At 60.3% G+C, this 13,655-nt stretch carries 11 protein-coding genes; 6 read left to right on the forward strand and 5 right to left on the reverse strand.

Features of this window, described 5'->3' with window-relative positions:
• Positions 1-302: 302 nt before the first annotated feature.
• Positions 303-2,345 carry a glycoside hydrolase family 30 beta sandwich domain-containing protein gene (locus tag ACTJK6_RS08560; protein WP_440838722.1) on the forward strand — a complete coding sequence of 681 codons (2,043 nt, stop codon included), beginning with the start codon at positions 303-305 and terminating at the stop codon, positions 2,343-2,345.
• An 85-nt stretch (positions 2,346-2,430) separates the two neighbouring features.
• On the opposite strand, the gene ACTJK6_RS08565 is transcribed toward ACTJK6_RS08560, so the two are convergent.
• Both ACTJK6_RS08565 and ACTJK6_RS08570 read right to left on the reverse strand, forming a co-directional pair.
• Positions 2,431-3,432 carry a helix-turn-helix transcriptional regulator gene (locus ACTJK6_RS08565; RefSeq protein WP_440838723.1) on the reverse strand — a complete coding sequence of 334 codons (1,002 nt, stop codon included), beginning with the start codon at positions 3,430-3,432 and terminating at the stop codon, positions 2,431-2,433.
• A 240-nt stretch (positions 3,433-3,672) separates the two neighbouring features.
• Positions 3,673-4,437, reverse strand: coding sequence for a hypothetical protein (locus ACTJK6_RS08570; protein ID WP_440838725.1), 765 nt, complete (start codon positions 4,435-4,437; stop codon positions 3,673-3,675).
• 1,086 nt (positions 4,438-5,523) lie between these two features.
• Here ACTJK6_RS08570 and ACTJK6_RS08575 point away from each other — a divergent pair.
• The 3 genes from ACTJK6_RS08575 to ACTJK6_RS08585 are packed head-to-tail and all read left to right on the forward strand — an operon-like array spanning position 5,524 to position 8,866.
• Complete coding sequence (locus ACTJK6_RS08575) at positions 5,524-7,089, forward strand: recombinase family protein (RefSeq protein WP_127592091.1); 1,566 nt, start codon at positions 5,524-5,526, stop codon at positions 7,087-7,089.
• On the forward strand, positions 7,086-7,988 hold the full coding sequence (locus tag ACTJK6_RS08580; protein ID WP_127592089.1) for a plasmid partitioning protein RepB C-terminal domain-containing protein: 903 nt from the start codon (positions 7,086-7,088) through the stop codon (positions 7,986-7,988). Before ACTJK6_RS08575 ends, ACTJK6_RS08580 begins: the two co-directional genes overlap by 4 nt.
• Complete coding sequence (locus ACTJK6_RS08585; RefSeq protein WP_127592087.1) at positions 7,985-8,866, forward strand: plasmid partitioning protein RepB C-terminal domain-containing protein; 882 nt, start codon at positions 7,985-7,987, stop codon at positions 8,864-8,866. The genes ACTJK6_RS08580 and ACTJK6_RS08585 overlap by 4 nt, the downstream gene beginning before the upstream one ends.
• A 79-nt stretch (positions 8,867-8,945) precedes the next feature.
• On the opposite strand, the gene ACTJK6_RS08590 is transcribed toward ACTJK6_RS08585, so the two are convergent.
• From ACTJK6_RS08590 to ACTJK6_RS08600, 3 genes are all read right to left on the reverse strand, one after another.
• Positions 8,946-9,500 carry a hypothetical protein gene (locus tag ACTJK6_RS08590; RefSeq protein ID WP_127592085.1) on the reverse strand — a complete coding sequence of 185 codons (555 nt, stop codon included), beginning with the start codon at positions 9,498-9,500 and terminating at the stop codon, positions 8,946-8,948.
• A gap of 442 nt (positions 9,501-9,942) precedes the next feature.
• On the reverse strand, positions 9,943-10,557 hold the full coding sequence (locus tag ACTJK6_RS08595; protein WP_127592083.1) for a M50 family metallopeptidase: 615 nt from the start codon (positions 10,555-10,557) through the stop codon (positions 9,943-9,945).
• A gap of 46 nt (positions 10,558-10,603) precedes the next feature.
• A complete protein-coding gene (locus ACTJK6_RS08600; RefSeq protein ID WP_440838728.1) occupies positions 10,604-11,464 on the reverse strand; it encodes a hypothetical protein in 861 nt (286 codons plus the stop codon).
• A 458-nt stretch (positions 11,465-11,922) separates the two neighbouring features.
• Here ACTJK6_RS08600 and ACTJK6_RS08605 point away from each other — a divergent pair, with 458 nt between their 5' ends.
• Positions 11,923-12,621 carry a hypothetical protein gene (locus ACTJK6_RS08605; protein ID WP_127592079.1) on the forward strand — a complete coding sequence of 233 codons (699 nt, stop codon included), beginning with the start codon at positions 11,923-11,925 and terminating at the stop codon, positions 12,619-12,621.
• A 76-nt stretch (positions 12,622-12,697) separates the two neighbouring features.
• Positions 12,698-13,570 carry an HNH endonuclease gene (locus ACTJK6_RS08610; RefSeq protein ID WP_127592077.1) on the forward strand — a complete coding sequence of 291 codons (873 nt, stop codon included), beginning with the start codon at positions 12,698-12,700 and terminating at the stop codon, positions 13,568-13,570.
• The last annotated feature ends 85 nt before the right edge of the window (positions 13,571-13,655 follow it).

A 13,655-nucleotide genomic window follows, 5' to 3' on the forward strand; every position in this document is an offset into this window, starting at 1 on the left:
TGGAGTTGGTGCGAGCCGCACCGATTTGGAACGCCCTGCCCCGCGCATCGATACCCCAAGCGCAACAGCGCGAGCCGCAGTGCGTTGCGCCGAAGCCGTCTTGCGTGCAGCGCATGTTTGGTGCGCCCGCCCGGCTTGTTCATGGCGCGAAGCCATGGGGATTTTCAAGAACTCTCAACAGCCCCGCTCTTGCCTTGACGTGCGCTGAGGCGACATGGGATACCGCGTCTGCAAAACGGCGCACCCCACTTTCGTAGGGGGTGGCTGCCCGCGTAACCCATCAGAAAAAAATGAGCCCAGACATGTCGTTGACGACGAGAACAACGCGCGCGCCGCAAGACCCGCATCCACGCCTCGCGCGGAGCATGGTGATCGGTTTGCTGAGCCTGGGGCTGGCGGCTTGCGGCGGTGGCGGCGACACGCCAGCAGACTCGTCCACTGCCGCAACGACTGCACCAGTCGCAACGTCGAGCCCCGGGGCCAGCCCGGCACCAACGCCCGCGCCGACCCCTGCACCGATCACTACGCCGACGACGCCAACACCGGCCCCAGCGCCCGCGCCTGCACCCTCGCCTGCGCCAACCACGCCCACCCCGACAATCACTTGGCTGACCCCCGCATCGATCGCGTGGGGCACGGCGCTCAGCACGGCGCAGTTGAACGCCACCGCCAATGTGCCCGGCACCTTCACGTATTCGCCGGCAATCGGGACCAAGCCGGAGGTCGGCACGCAAACCCTGTCGGTGACATTCACGCCGCAGGACACGACCAAATACGCCAGCACCACCACCGTGCGCACGCTGACCGTCAACAAGGCCGAGCCGCCCGTGCGGTGGGACTTGCCTGCTGCCGTGACGCAGGGCTCGGCGCTGACGCCTGCGCAGGTCTCCACCGTGCCCTACGCGCTGTACGGCATCGGGGGCACGGTGGACCCGGCGTCTTACACCACGGCGGATGGCGCACCGCTGAGTGCCGCCACCACCAGCATGGCCGGCAGCGTGATCCTGCAAGCCACGTTCGTGCCCAGGGACAGCGCGCACTACCGCACGGCCCTGGTCAGCACGGCGCTCACCATCAAGCCCACCGCTGCGGCCGCCGCCATCAACTTTGGCAGCGCGAAACAAACCATTCAGGGGTTCGGCGGCTCGGCGGCCTGGTACTACAGCAAGATGGCCGACGACCGCCTGAACGCGCTGTTCGGCACCAGCCTGACCGACAGCCTTGGGCTATCCATCCTGCGGCTGCGCATTGCACCCGCCGAGTGGAACACCACAACGCAGACCGCCGACACCACGCAGTGGACAGCCGAGCTGGAGAACGGCGCCGCCGCCCAGGCACGCGGCGCCCTCGTCTTTGCATCGCCGTGGACGCCGCCGGCGAGCATGAAGATCGTCAACACCACCCGCAGCAACCCGCTCTACAGCGGGCGCCTGGACCCAGCCCGGTACGCCGACTACGCCAAGTACCTGAACAGCTACATCCGCTATGCCGCCACGCGCAACGTGAGGCTCTACGCCGTATCCCTGCAGAACGAACCGGACTGGGACCCCGCGACCTACGAGTCCTGCCTCTGGAGCCCCGACGACATGCGCGCCTGGACTGCCGCCCAAGGCGCAGCAGCAGTGGCCGGCACCACGACCAAGCTGATGGCGCCGGAATCGTTCTACTTTTCTCAGGCCACGGCGGACACGCTGCTGGGCGATGCCAATGCGGCCGCCAACGTCTCGATCATTGGCGGCCACCTGTACGGCGGCGTGCCCGCGTATCCGACGTCAGCCCGGAGGCTGGGCAAGGACGTCTGGATGACCGAACACTTCCTGGACTCCGTCAACAAGGCTGACAACAAGACGTCTTGGCAGACGAGCATTGACGATGCGATTGCCATTGCAAAGGAGATCCACGACGGCTTTACGCTGGGGCAGTACAACGCCTACGTCTACTGGTGGCTGGTCAACTCCAACGACGCCCAGTCCACCGGCCTGATCGGCTCGGACAACAAGCCCACCTACTTCGGCATCGGCCTGAAGCACTTTGCGTACTTCATCCGCCCGGGCTACGTGCGCTACGACACGACAACACTGCCGCAGAAGGGCGTGCGTGTTTCTGCGTTCGGCACGCCTGCAGGTGCCACCGACAACAAGGCCGTGGTGGTGCTGGTGAACGAGAACGCCACGGACGTGACCCTGACGGCGTCGATCAACCCCGCAGGGCGCACGATGACCAGCCTGACGCCTTACCGCACGACAGCGACTGCAACGTTTGAGCAGCAGGCGCCGGTGGGGGTGAGCGGGAATACGTTTACGGTGACGCTGCCGGCGAAGAGCATTACTACGTTGGTGAACTAGGCGCCGCTGAGGCGGCATCGGGAATCAGGGAACGGGAGTCAAGAATCGCGCATCGGCTGCCTTGGCGCAGCCGTCGTCGCCCCCATCAGCGCGCAGCAATAACACGCGCCGCCACAGCACTGCGCGATTCGATCCCAAGCTTGTCCAGCACGCGCCCAACGTGGCTGCGCACCGTCCAGTAACTGATATTCAGCGCCTTGGATATCTGTTTATCCGACAGGCCCTTGAGCAGCAGTTCGCACACCTCGCCTTCGCGCCGTGTCACCTTGAACTTCTGCTGGAACCACGCCCCCGAGCCCACGGTGCCAGCCGTCAGATACAGCCGGTGAACGATGCGGCCATCTGCGGCGTGTTCGAACTTCGTGCAGAGATCGAACCCGGCCCACTGCATCGGCTCGCTCGCGCCTAGGGCGATCCGGCTCAACAGCAGTAGCAACCCTTCGCGTTCGCTTGCCTCCCACCCCGCCATCAGCGCTTCTGCGGCGCGGTTGGGTTGTGGGGCCCGCGCAGGGTCGAGCACGAACGACGGGCGGCTGCTTGCGGCGTGTTCATCGCCCTCCAACGCGGCGAAGGCGCGTTGCCGGTGAGCGTTGATGAGGTGTGGCCGCAGCAGATCGAGAATGCGCAGCTCGCGCTCGCCAAAGACGCGGCCGACTTCACTCGTGCCCAGGCGGTAATCCAGCAAGGTTCCACCGCCGGCATCCAGGCACAGGCTCATCCCGGGGTAGACCTTGTACCGCGTGAGGAAATCGGTGAAGTATTCCGTGCGCTGCAGGCTGCGCCGGCCGATGATTCCCTCCACGAGCAGCGGGTCTGCGCGACGGTGCAACAGCGGCGAGATCGGGTCGACCGCATGGAAGTACTGCTTGTAGTCCGCATTCAATTGGAGATCCCGGCCCCACGTGGAGGTGTGGATGGGAATGGGGTTCGCCTCGTGCCGGACGATATGCGACATGACATCAATGCCCAGCAATGATTCGAGCTTGCGTGCCACCGCTGGCCGCTCGGCCACGCTATCGGGCGATGCCTCGTGCAGGCTGCCGACGAGCGCCGTCAGCAATTGAAGATCGTTAAGCGAAAGCGTCATTGCCACCCTACTGCACCTAAGAATGCTGGACCGACCCGGCAGGGCGAGACATCAAGCGGAGTGCTCATCGCACACCACAAGGGGCGCTCGCCCTCTGCACCAGCGCTGTTGATGCGTGCATGCCGATACCGCGCACGGCCTGGACCTTGTAGACCTTGCGGAAGGTTGCGGACTCAAGCCCACACATGGGGCACAGACAGCGCACAGGCGAAAAGCGCCAGCTGCTGCCGCCAATGGTCACTAGCCGGCGCGCCCGTGCAACCAGCGGCGTGCGCGTGACAACCAGCCATCGGGCGGCGGCCCGGCATGAGGCGGCTGCACTGGCGCCATGGTTTGATTGGCTTGATTGCCAACGCAGATCTCCAACGCGCCCCGCTCCTTGAGCGTGCGCAGCAGCAAGCGCGCCTCTTCGAGTTCAAGTGCACCGTGATGGACCAGCTCATCCAGGCTGACAGGGCGCGCGGTCATGCCATCCATTGCCACACGAAAGCGCGGTTGGCTGAAGTGCGCATCGAGCGTGACGGGCCTGAGCAAGCGGTATGCGGGCTTGTCGGTCGTGGCGCTATCGGCGTCGATACCGGTGGCGGCATCGGTGGCGATACCGGTGGCGGTATCGGTCTCGATGAACGATGCGCTGCCGGCCTGGGTAGGCTGCCTGCGACTGTCCATCAGCCGCAGCGCGATCAGATCAAGCACGCCCCAGAGCATGGGGGTGCTGAAGGCGCGCGGCAGATTGAATACATCATCGCCAAACACATCGGGCGCCGGTTGACCTAGCCATAGCTTGAAGGGGCCTGCCGCGCGCACGTCGGCTTGGTCACCCTCCAGCACCAGCACGTCGGCCTGGTGCGGCTCGACTTCATCCCATTGATAGAGCGAGCGTGCTGCAATCGCCCGGATGCTGGTACGCACCCGATGTTGCTGGCCCGCTTCGAGATACTGCAGCGAAATGCGGCCACGCCGATTGTCCACCAACCGTACCGCAGATGGCGTATGAGACTGCATGCGGCTTTCCCCTCAAAACAATGCAAAGGCCACTGACCGTGCAGGGCCGACGCTGTGCCGAGGGGCTTCCTCACCCGTAGGGCGTACTGGCAATGACCCGTTCATGCCAGCACGCGCACTGCGCTTATTTTTTGTTGGCTGTGCAGGGCTTGCGCCGGACACGCCGTATCAGGCTGGAAACTACCATCTGCGCGCGCGTGCTAACGGGGGGGCTGAGGAAAGTTGAGTATTGGGGTGGTAGCCAGGAGCGTGACTGCGCTGGTGTAGGTCCACAAATTAGCTGATTGCCCCCTCCATACAAATCAAAGGCTTGCACAATTTTTTTGCGACTGGGACTCCAGGAAATTTCTGAAAAGATGGAAATTTCCTATCGCCGTCACACAATAGATGACATGGCGACTTGATAGATCTTCTGGTCTTCATCGACCAACTCTGGGATGCGGGTGCTTGCGTGGGCAGCAAGTCTTCTACGTCCGCTTAATAGCGCTCCGGTCGTCAGCGGCATACTCACCCAGACATCTGGAGTGAGTCATGAGACCTGCCCGTTTGTGCGCCGCGTGCGGCCACCTCTTCCTCGCACGCCCTCAAGTGCCGAGGCAACGATATTGCTCGGCCTCCTCGTGCCAGCGGGAGCGTCGACGGCGATGGCAGAAGCAGCATCTCCGGACGGACACCGATTACCGCGACAACCAGGCACGAGCTCGGGCGAGGTGGACTCAGCGTCACCGTGACTATTGGCGCAGCTATCGCACAAGCCATCCGGCCTATGCCGAGCGCAATCGGCTCTTGCAGCGGGCAAGAAACGATCGACGACGAGCGATTGCAAAGATGTACGCGTCAGCTCCGAAAACGCCTCTGCCTTCAGGCACTTATGTGCTCCAGCGCGCGTCCGAAGACGGGATTGCAAAGATGGGCGTCTGGAGGGTCCAGATCGTAGTTCTGCCGCCACCGCACGCACCATCGCGAGCTGATTGCAAAGAGATGATGTGAGGCATGGTCTGCTGCCAACTGCTAACGTGATCTTGTGCGCTGCCCCCGTGACTCCCGACCGGGAAGAGCAGCGCCACTCGCTAGCCGGTGCTCGCCATGGCAATCGATCAGTTCACAAGCGCCACTCCGATCGCGCCCTCTGCGCCTCGGGCAGCGGAGTACGTGCGTATGTCGACCGAGCATCAGCAGTACTCGACGCAGAACCAATGCGACAAGATCCGTGAGTACGCCGCTTCACGAGGTATTGAGGTTGTTCGTACCTATGCCGATGAAGGCAAAAGCGGCCTGCGGATCGACGGAAGGGAGGCGCTGCAAAGCCTCATCCGCGATGTCACGACCGGTCGCCCTGACTTCCAAGCGATCCTGGTCTATGACGTCAGCCGCTGGGGGCGCTTTCAGGATGCAGACGAGAGCGCGTACTACGAGTACATCTGCCGGCGTGCCGGCATCCAGGTCATCTACTGCGCTGAACAGTTCGACAACGATGGTTCCCCGGTCTCGACAATCGTCAAAGGCGTCAAGCGCGCAATGGCGGGCGAATACAGTCGGGAGCTCTCGGCGAAGGTGTTTGCTGGACAGTGCCGTCTGATCGAACTGGGCTTCCGGCAAGGCGGTCCTGCCGGCTTTGGTCTGCGCCGTGTGCTGGTCGACGAGCACGGTCTCATGAAAGCGGAACTCTGCCGCGGTCAACGCAAGAGTCTGCAGACCGATCGCGTCGTCCTGGTGCCGGGCCCCGATAGCGAGGTGCGCATTGTAAATCTGGTCTACAACTGGTTCATCGATGAGTCCATGAACGAGTTCGACATCGCGGCGCGGCTCAACGCCATGCATGTGCGTACAGACTTGGACCGCGACTGGACTCGCGCAACCGTTAGGGAGGTGCTCACCAACGAAAAATACATCGGCAACAACATCTACAACCGCGTGTCATGCAAACTCAAACGTGCCCGTGTCGTAAACGCTCCTGACATGTGGATCCGCAAGGACGGCGCCTTCGAGCCGATCGTGGCGCCGGACGTGTTCTACACCGCCCAGGGCATCATGCGGGCCCGCGCCAGGCGGTACAGCAGCGAGGAACTGATCGAGCGACTGCGCATTCTTTATCGGAACCGTGGCTTACTGTCCGGCCTCATCATCGACGAGACGGAGGGCATGCCATCTTCCGCAGCCTACGTGTATCGCTTCGGAAGCCTGATACGAGCTTACCAAGCGGTGGGCTTTACGCCTGATCGCGACTATCGGTATTTGGAGATCAACCGCTTCCTGCGACAACTGCATCCAAAGATCGTCACTCAAACAGAGCAAGCCATTGCCGATCTAGGCGGCATGGTCCTTCGAGACCCTGCGACCGACATCCTGGACGTCAACCGGGAGTTCACCGTATCGATCGTTCTATCGCGCTGCCAGCCGAGAACGAATGGCGGCTATCACTGGAAGGTGCGGTTCGACACGAGCCTCTTGCCGGACGTCACCGTGGCGATTCGTCTGAACAAGGCAAATGATGCGCCATTGGACTACTACCTGCTGCCACGCCTCGACTTTGCTCGCCCCGGCATCCGACTAGCCGAGCGCAACGCCATTGAGTACGAAAGCTATCGCTTCGACACGCTGGACTATCTGTATCACATGGCCGAACGCGCGAAACTGAGAAGAGCAGCATGAACACGCAACCGCAACCTGGCGAGATCAGGATGATTCCGATCGACCGTATCGACGTGATCAATCCACGCGAGCGGAACAGCAAGGTCTTTGACGAGATCGTTGGGAACATCAAAGCCATTGGTCTCAAGAAGCCCATCACCGTCACGCCCAGGGCTGCTGCAGACGGCAGTGAAAAATTCCTGCTTGTCTGCGGTGAGGGACGGCTCAAGGCATTTCGCTCGCTAGGGGAGGCGACGATTCCTGCGATGGTGGTCCACGTCAGCGACGAGGACGCGTTCATCATGAGCCTGGCCGAGAACATCGCGCGTCGCCAGTGTCGCCCTCTTGAGTTGCTGGCCGGTATTCGGCAATTGCGTGACAGCGGGTACACACCCAAAAGGATCGCGGAGAAGACAGGCCTCACAACAGCCTATGTGCAGGGAGTCCTAACGTTACTCCAGCACGGGGAAGAGCGTCTGCTGATTGCCGTTGAGAAAGGAACGATCCCACTTACAGCTGCACTCGCCATCGTTGGGGCCGGTGACGACGACAAGGCAATCCAAGCAGCGCTGCAGGAGGCATACGAATCCGGAAAACTACGAGGCAAGCAGCTGATGAACGCGCGGCGCGTTATCGAGCGACGCCAAACGCTGGGCAGATCCGCATCACGCTACATGATAGGCAGACGAGACGATGTGACCACCTCAAGTCTCGTCCGGACATATGAGAGCGAGGTGGAGCGACAGAAAGCGATGGTCCGCAAGGCGGAATTCACGCAGCAGCGACTCCTGTTTGTTGTTGGCGCCCTCCGACAACTGTTCGCAGATGAGAATTTCGTGAATCTGCTGCGGGCGGAATCACTGACAACACTACCGAAGTACCTTGCCGAACGTGTCTGGCCTACCGGGAGCTCACCATGACAAGCGTCACTCTGGGCTTTGTGCCTGAGCCGCTTGCCGTTCCCTTGCCGCGCATTCTTCCCTCCCGCAGGACTCCGGCGGGCCTGACCAGCACTCGAAAGTTCAAACAAATTCTCTCGTCTATTAGCGAAGTAGGCTTGATCGAGCCGTTGTCCGTAACGGCGGTGGACCAGCAGTCGGGCAACCACATCCTGTTGGACGGGCACATTCGACTTCTCGCGCTACGCGACTTGGGCCACGACAACGCTTCCTGCTTGATTGCCACTGATGACGAGGCATACACCTACAACAATCGCATCAACCGACTGTCGACCATTCAAGAGCATTTCATGATCCGCCGTGCCATTGAGCGTGGTGTCTCGCTGGAGCGCCTCGCAAAGGCCCTTTCAGTCGACACCACTCAGATCGTGAAGAAGATGAACCTTCTGGAAGGTCTCTGCCCTGAAGCGGTGGATCTACTGCGCGACAGGCAGTTTTCACCAGAGCTTGTGCGAGCGCTTCGAAAGATGAAACCAACTCGCCAGGTTGAGTGCGTGGAGTTGATGATTGCCGCGAACAACGTCACCGTCGCCTATGCGGAAGCGCTTCTGGTTGCTACGCCAGCGGCCCGCCTCGTCGACGGAAAGAAGCCGGCCAAGCTAACCGGGGTAACGCATGAGCAGATGGCAAAGATGGAACGGGAGATGAGCAACCTGCAAGAGCAGTACAAGATTGTCGAGCAGACCTATGGCCAAGATGTGCTGAATCTCGTTCTGGCCAAGGGGTACCTCGTGAAGCTCCTGGAGTGCGAACCAGTTCTGACGTACTTGCGCCAGCATCAACCCGACCTAGTGCCTGAGTTCGAGTCAATTCGCGATGTTGTCTCTCTGGAGCAATAGCGCGCTACTCAGGATATATAGAGGTCAAACGACAGGAGAAGTCGGCTCTCGGCCAGAAGGTGCCGCCGAGGGCCAATATTCAAATACCACGCAAGGCGTCCACGAGCGGCTGCCACCGATTTAGGAAGGACGTGAACTGCCTAGCGTTGTCCTTGTACGAGCCGTCGCAAACCTGTGCCAACTCTTCCTTGCTTAAACTTCGTGTTTCCCAGCACTCCTTCTGTCGAGTGACCCAGAAGTAGCTCTGTATCGTCTTCTTATTCGGCGCGATGCGCTTGTACCGACGTGCAAGTTCCTTTGGTTCGATGATGACAAAGTCGTAGCTTCTACTAGTGAACTCGCAGAGGACAAGCACCCAGTAGTCGGCGGTACTTTGAGCGATCTTCTTCGGGTCGAAGGTCCACCAGCCTCCGGATTTAATCGCGGCGGTGGCATTTCGATTGCGCCCTGTGGCCAAGTGGTCCTTTGAGAACTTGATCTGCAATGAGACTGTCTTGCGATGAGTTTTGTCTGTCACCAGCAAATCCACGCCATCATCTTTCGAGGGGATCCAAACTCTTAGATCGGGAAAGCGCTGTTCGATGTAGTCGCCAACGATGTACTCACCTGCATGGATAGTGAAAAGTGGTCGCATTCGGAATACCTAACGGTGATACCGGGATGAGTGCATAGCAGGCGCTGCGCTCTGCGAGGGTAGCTATGTCTGCCATGGCGCCTCAGCGCAGGAGGGTTAGTGCTCGCCCTTGTCGAACAGATGCAACAAGTTGTTGAGGCCGCACAAGAGCATAGTATTGCCGAACATCTTGGCTGAGTGATCTCGGACCTCTGCGTCTGCGGCGCGCACGTCTGCTTCGAGTCCGTAGCAGCCGTTAGTCGGTAGGATGAGGGCCGGCTCCTCCCATCCACGAACATTGGCGAGCGACTTCGCGTGAGCGTTTAAGCGACCGGTATGGTTTGGCGACGGACGTTCGGACTCCGACCGCGTTCGTGGCATCCACGATTAAAGCGACAGCCTGCTGAGCGTGACCATGCTAAATGCAATCGGCCGCTTCGGAAATGGTAGCAAGGCGGACTGATCACCCGGCAGCAGCCTCTCCCTCCGGCCAGCCACGCTTGAGTATCCGTTCGACTGGGGGATCGTAGCTGTAGCACTGGCTATGAATGTTCGCTTCGATGTCGCCCACAATGCGTTCGATCGCTCCCCACTGCTCGCGAAGGATCGCGAGCGCATCGGCCTCGCATCGCTTCCAAAGTGGGTGCCGTTCCCACGTGTCGGAAGAGGCGAACTCGTCGTCATAGCCCCGCGTCATCCGTCGGCTCAGGTGGATCACAAAAAGTTCGCGCGCCTTGCCCATGTCGTCAGCCGCGTTGTCGGCACGGATCTGGCGAAGGCGTCGCTCATTGACAGCGACGCCGTCGAATGCCTGCGCGAGGCCGCCCGCGAGCAGCACCGTAATCCGCTCGCGGAGAAACTCCTCGAGGTCTTGGTCGTCAGCGATCTTCGAAACGGTAAAAATGTGTGCGCTGCCCGAGTGAAGCTCCGATCGCGGTTGATCCCGGCTGACCTTCAGCCCCAGCACTTGAAATCCGAGTGCGCGCGCAACGACGAAGTGCCCGGCTTCGTGGAGGGCCACGCCGCGCTTCGTGCGGTTTTTGACTTGGGTTGCCGCATCGATCACAACTTCATTCATGGTGGTTCGAGATTGTGCCCCGGCATTGCACCAGGGTGCAGCTGTGTCAGATCGAGTAGGCATTCAGCCCGGTGAAATCGTTCGGCTGACACCGCGTCGTCGGCACCGGTCCAAGCGACAGTGCGGCGTGTATGTACTGGTCGATCCAATTCAACACGTCCGCCAGCACTTGGTCGCAGGCTGCACGTGGTCCCGCAAAGCGCGAGCCGATAAGTTGCCCATCATGCACAAGCTCGTTGCGCATTTTCTTAAAATCCTGGCTCAGCACCGGGATATTCATGCGCTGGGCAGCGGCAGTCACACCGGAGTAAAAGTTCAGATCCTGCCCCTGCTTCGTAGCCTCAGTCGCCGCGATTATCTGCAGCAGCGTTGTCGCGCTCAGATACAGGTCTTCCATCGACCAGCACGCCAAGGCGTCGAGCCAAGTGTGGATGAGCAACCGAGCCTTTTCCGTCTGACCTGCGGCTGGCCACGCCTGCACGAACGCTTCCACGAGGTGGACAAACTGTTCGGTGGACGTGACAACCGGCCAACCCGGACCCATAGCGCGCACACGCGGCCAGTAGTGGGTCGCTTGGCCGATCGAGATATCGCTGCCCATCGTTGCCCGCTGAACCGTGACGGACAGCCCGGTGGCGTAGCTAGCTGCCAGAAGGACCGGTGTGAGCTCCTCGATCGCGCGATCAACTGCCGCAGCGCCGCCGTTGCTCATTGCGACCGGATTCTCCAGGAAATAGGTTTCGCCAACCGGCAGCTCTGCGGGCCGGACCGAGGTCGAAGTGATGCGGGATTTCATCGCCACGAAATCCTCCATCTTGATCAACTTCCACGGCCCGGCGGGCGTGGAGAGCGTCAATTCATCGGGATCGCCCGGGATAATCAGGTTAGAGACGTACAGGCTCAGCACTCGGCTCTCCTTGTAGCACGGTGTCGTGTGGTTGGTACGCGCGACCGCTGGTCGGCTGCTCGCTCATCTTCTTTTTCGCATGCGAATCCCTATGTGGGGGCTCCGGGATCGCAGTTCAAGGGCTGCATCCCGCAATCGTCTTAAGGCAAAAAGCCGCACATCTGATAACTCCGGGTATGACGAGTGCAGGTCCGCGGATATCTGAATTCAGGCGGTAGCCGGCCGTTTACTTAACGGTCCGCCGTATAGAAGGGTTGTCGTACCTCGCAAGCGGTCATTGCAACAACACAGCGACGACCGGCAGTGGTCGACCAGAAGCAGCCGATCAGGAGGGCTTTCTAACCTTCCGCTTGAGGCGATCCGCGCGGCAAACACCCTATTTGATCCAGCGGTTTGCTGCTCAGATTTAAGCTCAAGAATGCTCTGACGACTGGCCGTGACGCGTGAAAGGAGGCACGATGGAAGAACCAGGAAAGCTGTTCGTGGACGATCGACTGACGGGCATATGCGTCTATTGCGGAACGAGGCCCGACACGAGGGACCACTGCCCGTCCAAGGTGCTGCTCGATGAACCCTATCCAGCCAATCTGCCCGTGGTGGAGGCCTGCCTAGCGTGTAACCAGTCTTTCTCGTTGGACGAGCAATACGTGGCGTGCTTCGTGGAGTGCGTCGTCTGCGGATCAACTGATCCGAGGGCCCTGCATCGAAAGAACATTCAAAGAATTCTCTCCAAGACGCCGAGTTTGGCCGCCGAAATTCAGTCGACCATGACGATCGATGAGAAGGGGGAAAAGATTTGGCGCCCTGACATGGCCCGCGTGCGCAATGTGGTCCTCAAGCTCGCGCGCGGCCATTTGCATTTCGAGCTCAACGTTCAGGAGCGCGACAATCCGGAGGTATTGGAGATCGCACCGCTTTCGCTCTTGACGCCAGAGAGCCGGGAGTTCTTCGAGTGTCCGGAGCGGGGGGCGATGGCGGTTTGGCCCGAACTAGGATCTCGCGCGTTTTTGAGGGCATTGCCTTTGGGAGGGCAGATCCCTGACGGCTGGCTGGACGTGCAGGAGGGACGTTATCGATACCTGGTCGGCCAAGGCCATGGGAATTACGCCCATATCGTGATCGGCGAATATCTGGCTTGCCGTGCCTCATGGGGTTGATGGCGTAGAAAGCGCCTGCCGGGAGGCTGGGTTTAGGGTCAAACGGGGGCGGCCAATGGCCGAAAAGGAGGAGAGCATGCATATCGTGGCTAGGTTCTACGAGACCTACAACATCTGCGATGTCGTCAGCGGACTATTGAAGAACACGCCCGACCACGCAGTACTGCTGGAAGGCTTCCACTGCGATGAGCAGTGGGCCGGCTGGCTCGCGCCGTATGAAAAGCAATCGGTATTGCATTTGTTCATCAGCTTTGTCGTGCAGGGGGTGCACTCAGAGCAAGCCGACGACTTCGGCATCGACAAGCAAAAGAGGATCTACGCGAACTTTAAGGAGATTCCGCTCGCGAGCGTCGACTTGCAGCCGCAAAAGCTGCCGATTGAGCACGCCTTTGAACACCACGGGATCGATCATCAAACCTTCTTCGAGTTCTTGAAGGACGAAGGCAAGACGTTCGAAGAGGCCAATGCGGACGACATCTACGAATACATGAATGAGATATGGATATCGGCCGCATACGAAGACCTAATGAAGCAAACGGTGAACGAGGTCTTTCACGTCCTTTTTCAAAACCGAGAGCTCATGATGAGGTTCAACTCCTACGTCTCCGACATCCTGAAAAATGCTCATTGGGGGCGGGTCGAAGATCTTGATCGCTCGCTCTTGGCACCCAATGGCACGCTTGCGCGCGTGCGACCTCCGAGGTGGGCGCAGCGCGCCGTGTTTTTTCGCGACCGCGGGCGTTGCGTGCTCTGCGACAGGGATCTCACAGGACTCATGAGCATCGACAACGTTGAGAACTACGATCACATCGTTCCACTGTCGAGATGGGGGATCAACGACATCACCAACTTGCAGTTGCTGTGCGCCCCCTGCAATCAGCGTGACAAGCGCGACAGCGCCCCCGTCACATCGGGGCGCTATCAGTCTTGGTATTCGATGGGCGAATGATCTTCTCCTTCAAGTAAGACTCGCGGATCAAATCGCGTTAATGGATTGGAACTCGATCTAACATGAGCACCACCGGCCGCACGCG

The sequence above is a fragment of the Ralstonia sp. 22086 genome (assembly GCF_052045975.1).
GTDB lineage: Bacteria > Pseudomonadota > Gammaproteobacteria > Burkholderiales > Burkholderiaceae > Ralstonia > Ralstonia wenshanensis.

Coding starts and splice junctions, on each gene's coding strand:
- ACTJK6_RS08560 (WP_440838722.1), top strand. CDS start 303: ATGTCGTTGACGACGAGAACAACGCGCGCGCCGCAAGACCCGCATCCA.
- ACTJK6_RS08565 (WP_440838723.1), bottom strand. CDS start 3,432: ATGACGCTTTCGCTTAACGATCTTCAATTGCTGACGGCGCTCGTCGGC.
- ACTJK6_RS08570 (WP_440838725.1), bottom strand. CDS start 4,437: ATGCAGTCTCATACGCCATCTGCGGTACGGTTGGTGGACAATCGGCGT.
- ACTJK6_RS08575 (WP_127592091.1), top strand. CDS start 5,524: ATGGCAATCGATCAGTTCACAAGCGCCACTCCGATCGCGCCCTCTGCG.
- ACTJK6_RS08580 (WP_127592089.1), top strand. CDS start 7,086: ATGAACACGCAACCGCAACCTGGCGAGATCAGGATGATTCCGATCGAC.
- ACTJK6_RS08585 (WP_127592087.1), top strand. CDS start 7,985: ATGACAAGCGTCACTCTGGGCTTTGTGCCTGAGCCGCTTGCCGTTCCC.
- ACTJK6_RS08590 (WP_127592085.1), bottom strand. CDS start 9,500: ATGCGACCACTTTTCACTATCCATGCAGGTGAGTACATCGTTGGCGAC.
- ACTJK6_RS08595 (WP_127592083.1), bottom strand. CDS start 10,557: ATGAATGAAGTTGTGATCGATGCGGCAACCCAAGTCAAAAACCGCACG.
- ACTJK6_RS08605 (WP_127592079.1), top strand. CDS start 11,923: ATGGAAGAACCAGGAAAGCTGTTCGTGGACGATCGACTGACGGGCATA.
- ACTJK6_RS08610 (WP_127592077.1), top strand. CDS start 12,698: ATGCATATCGTGGCTAGGTTCTACGAGACCTACAACATCTGCGATGTC.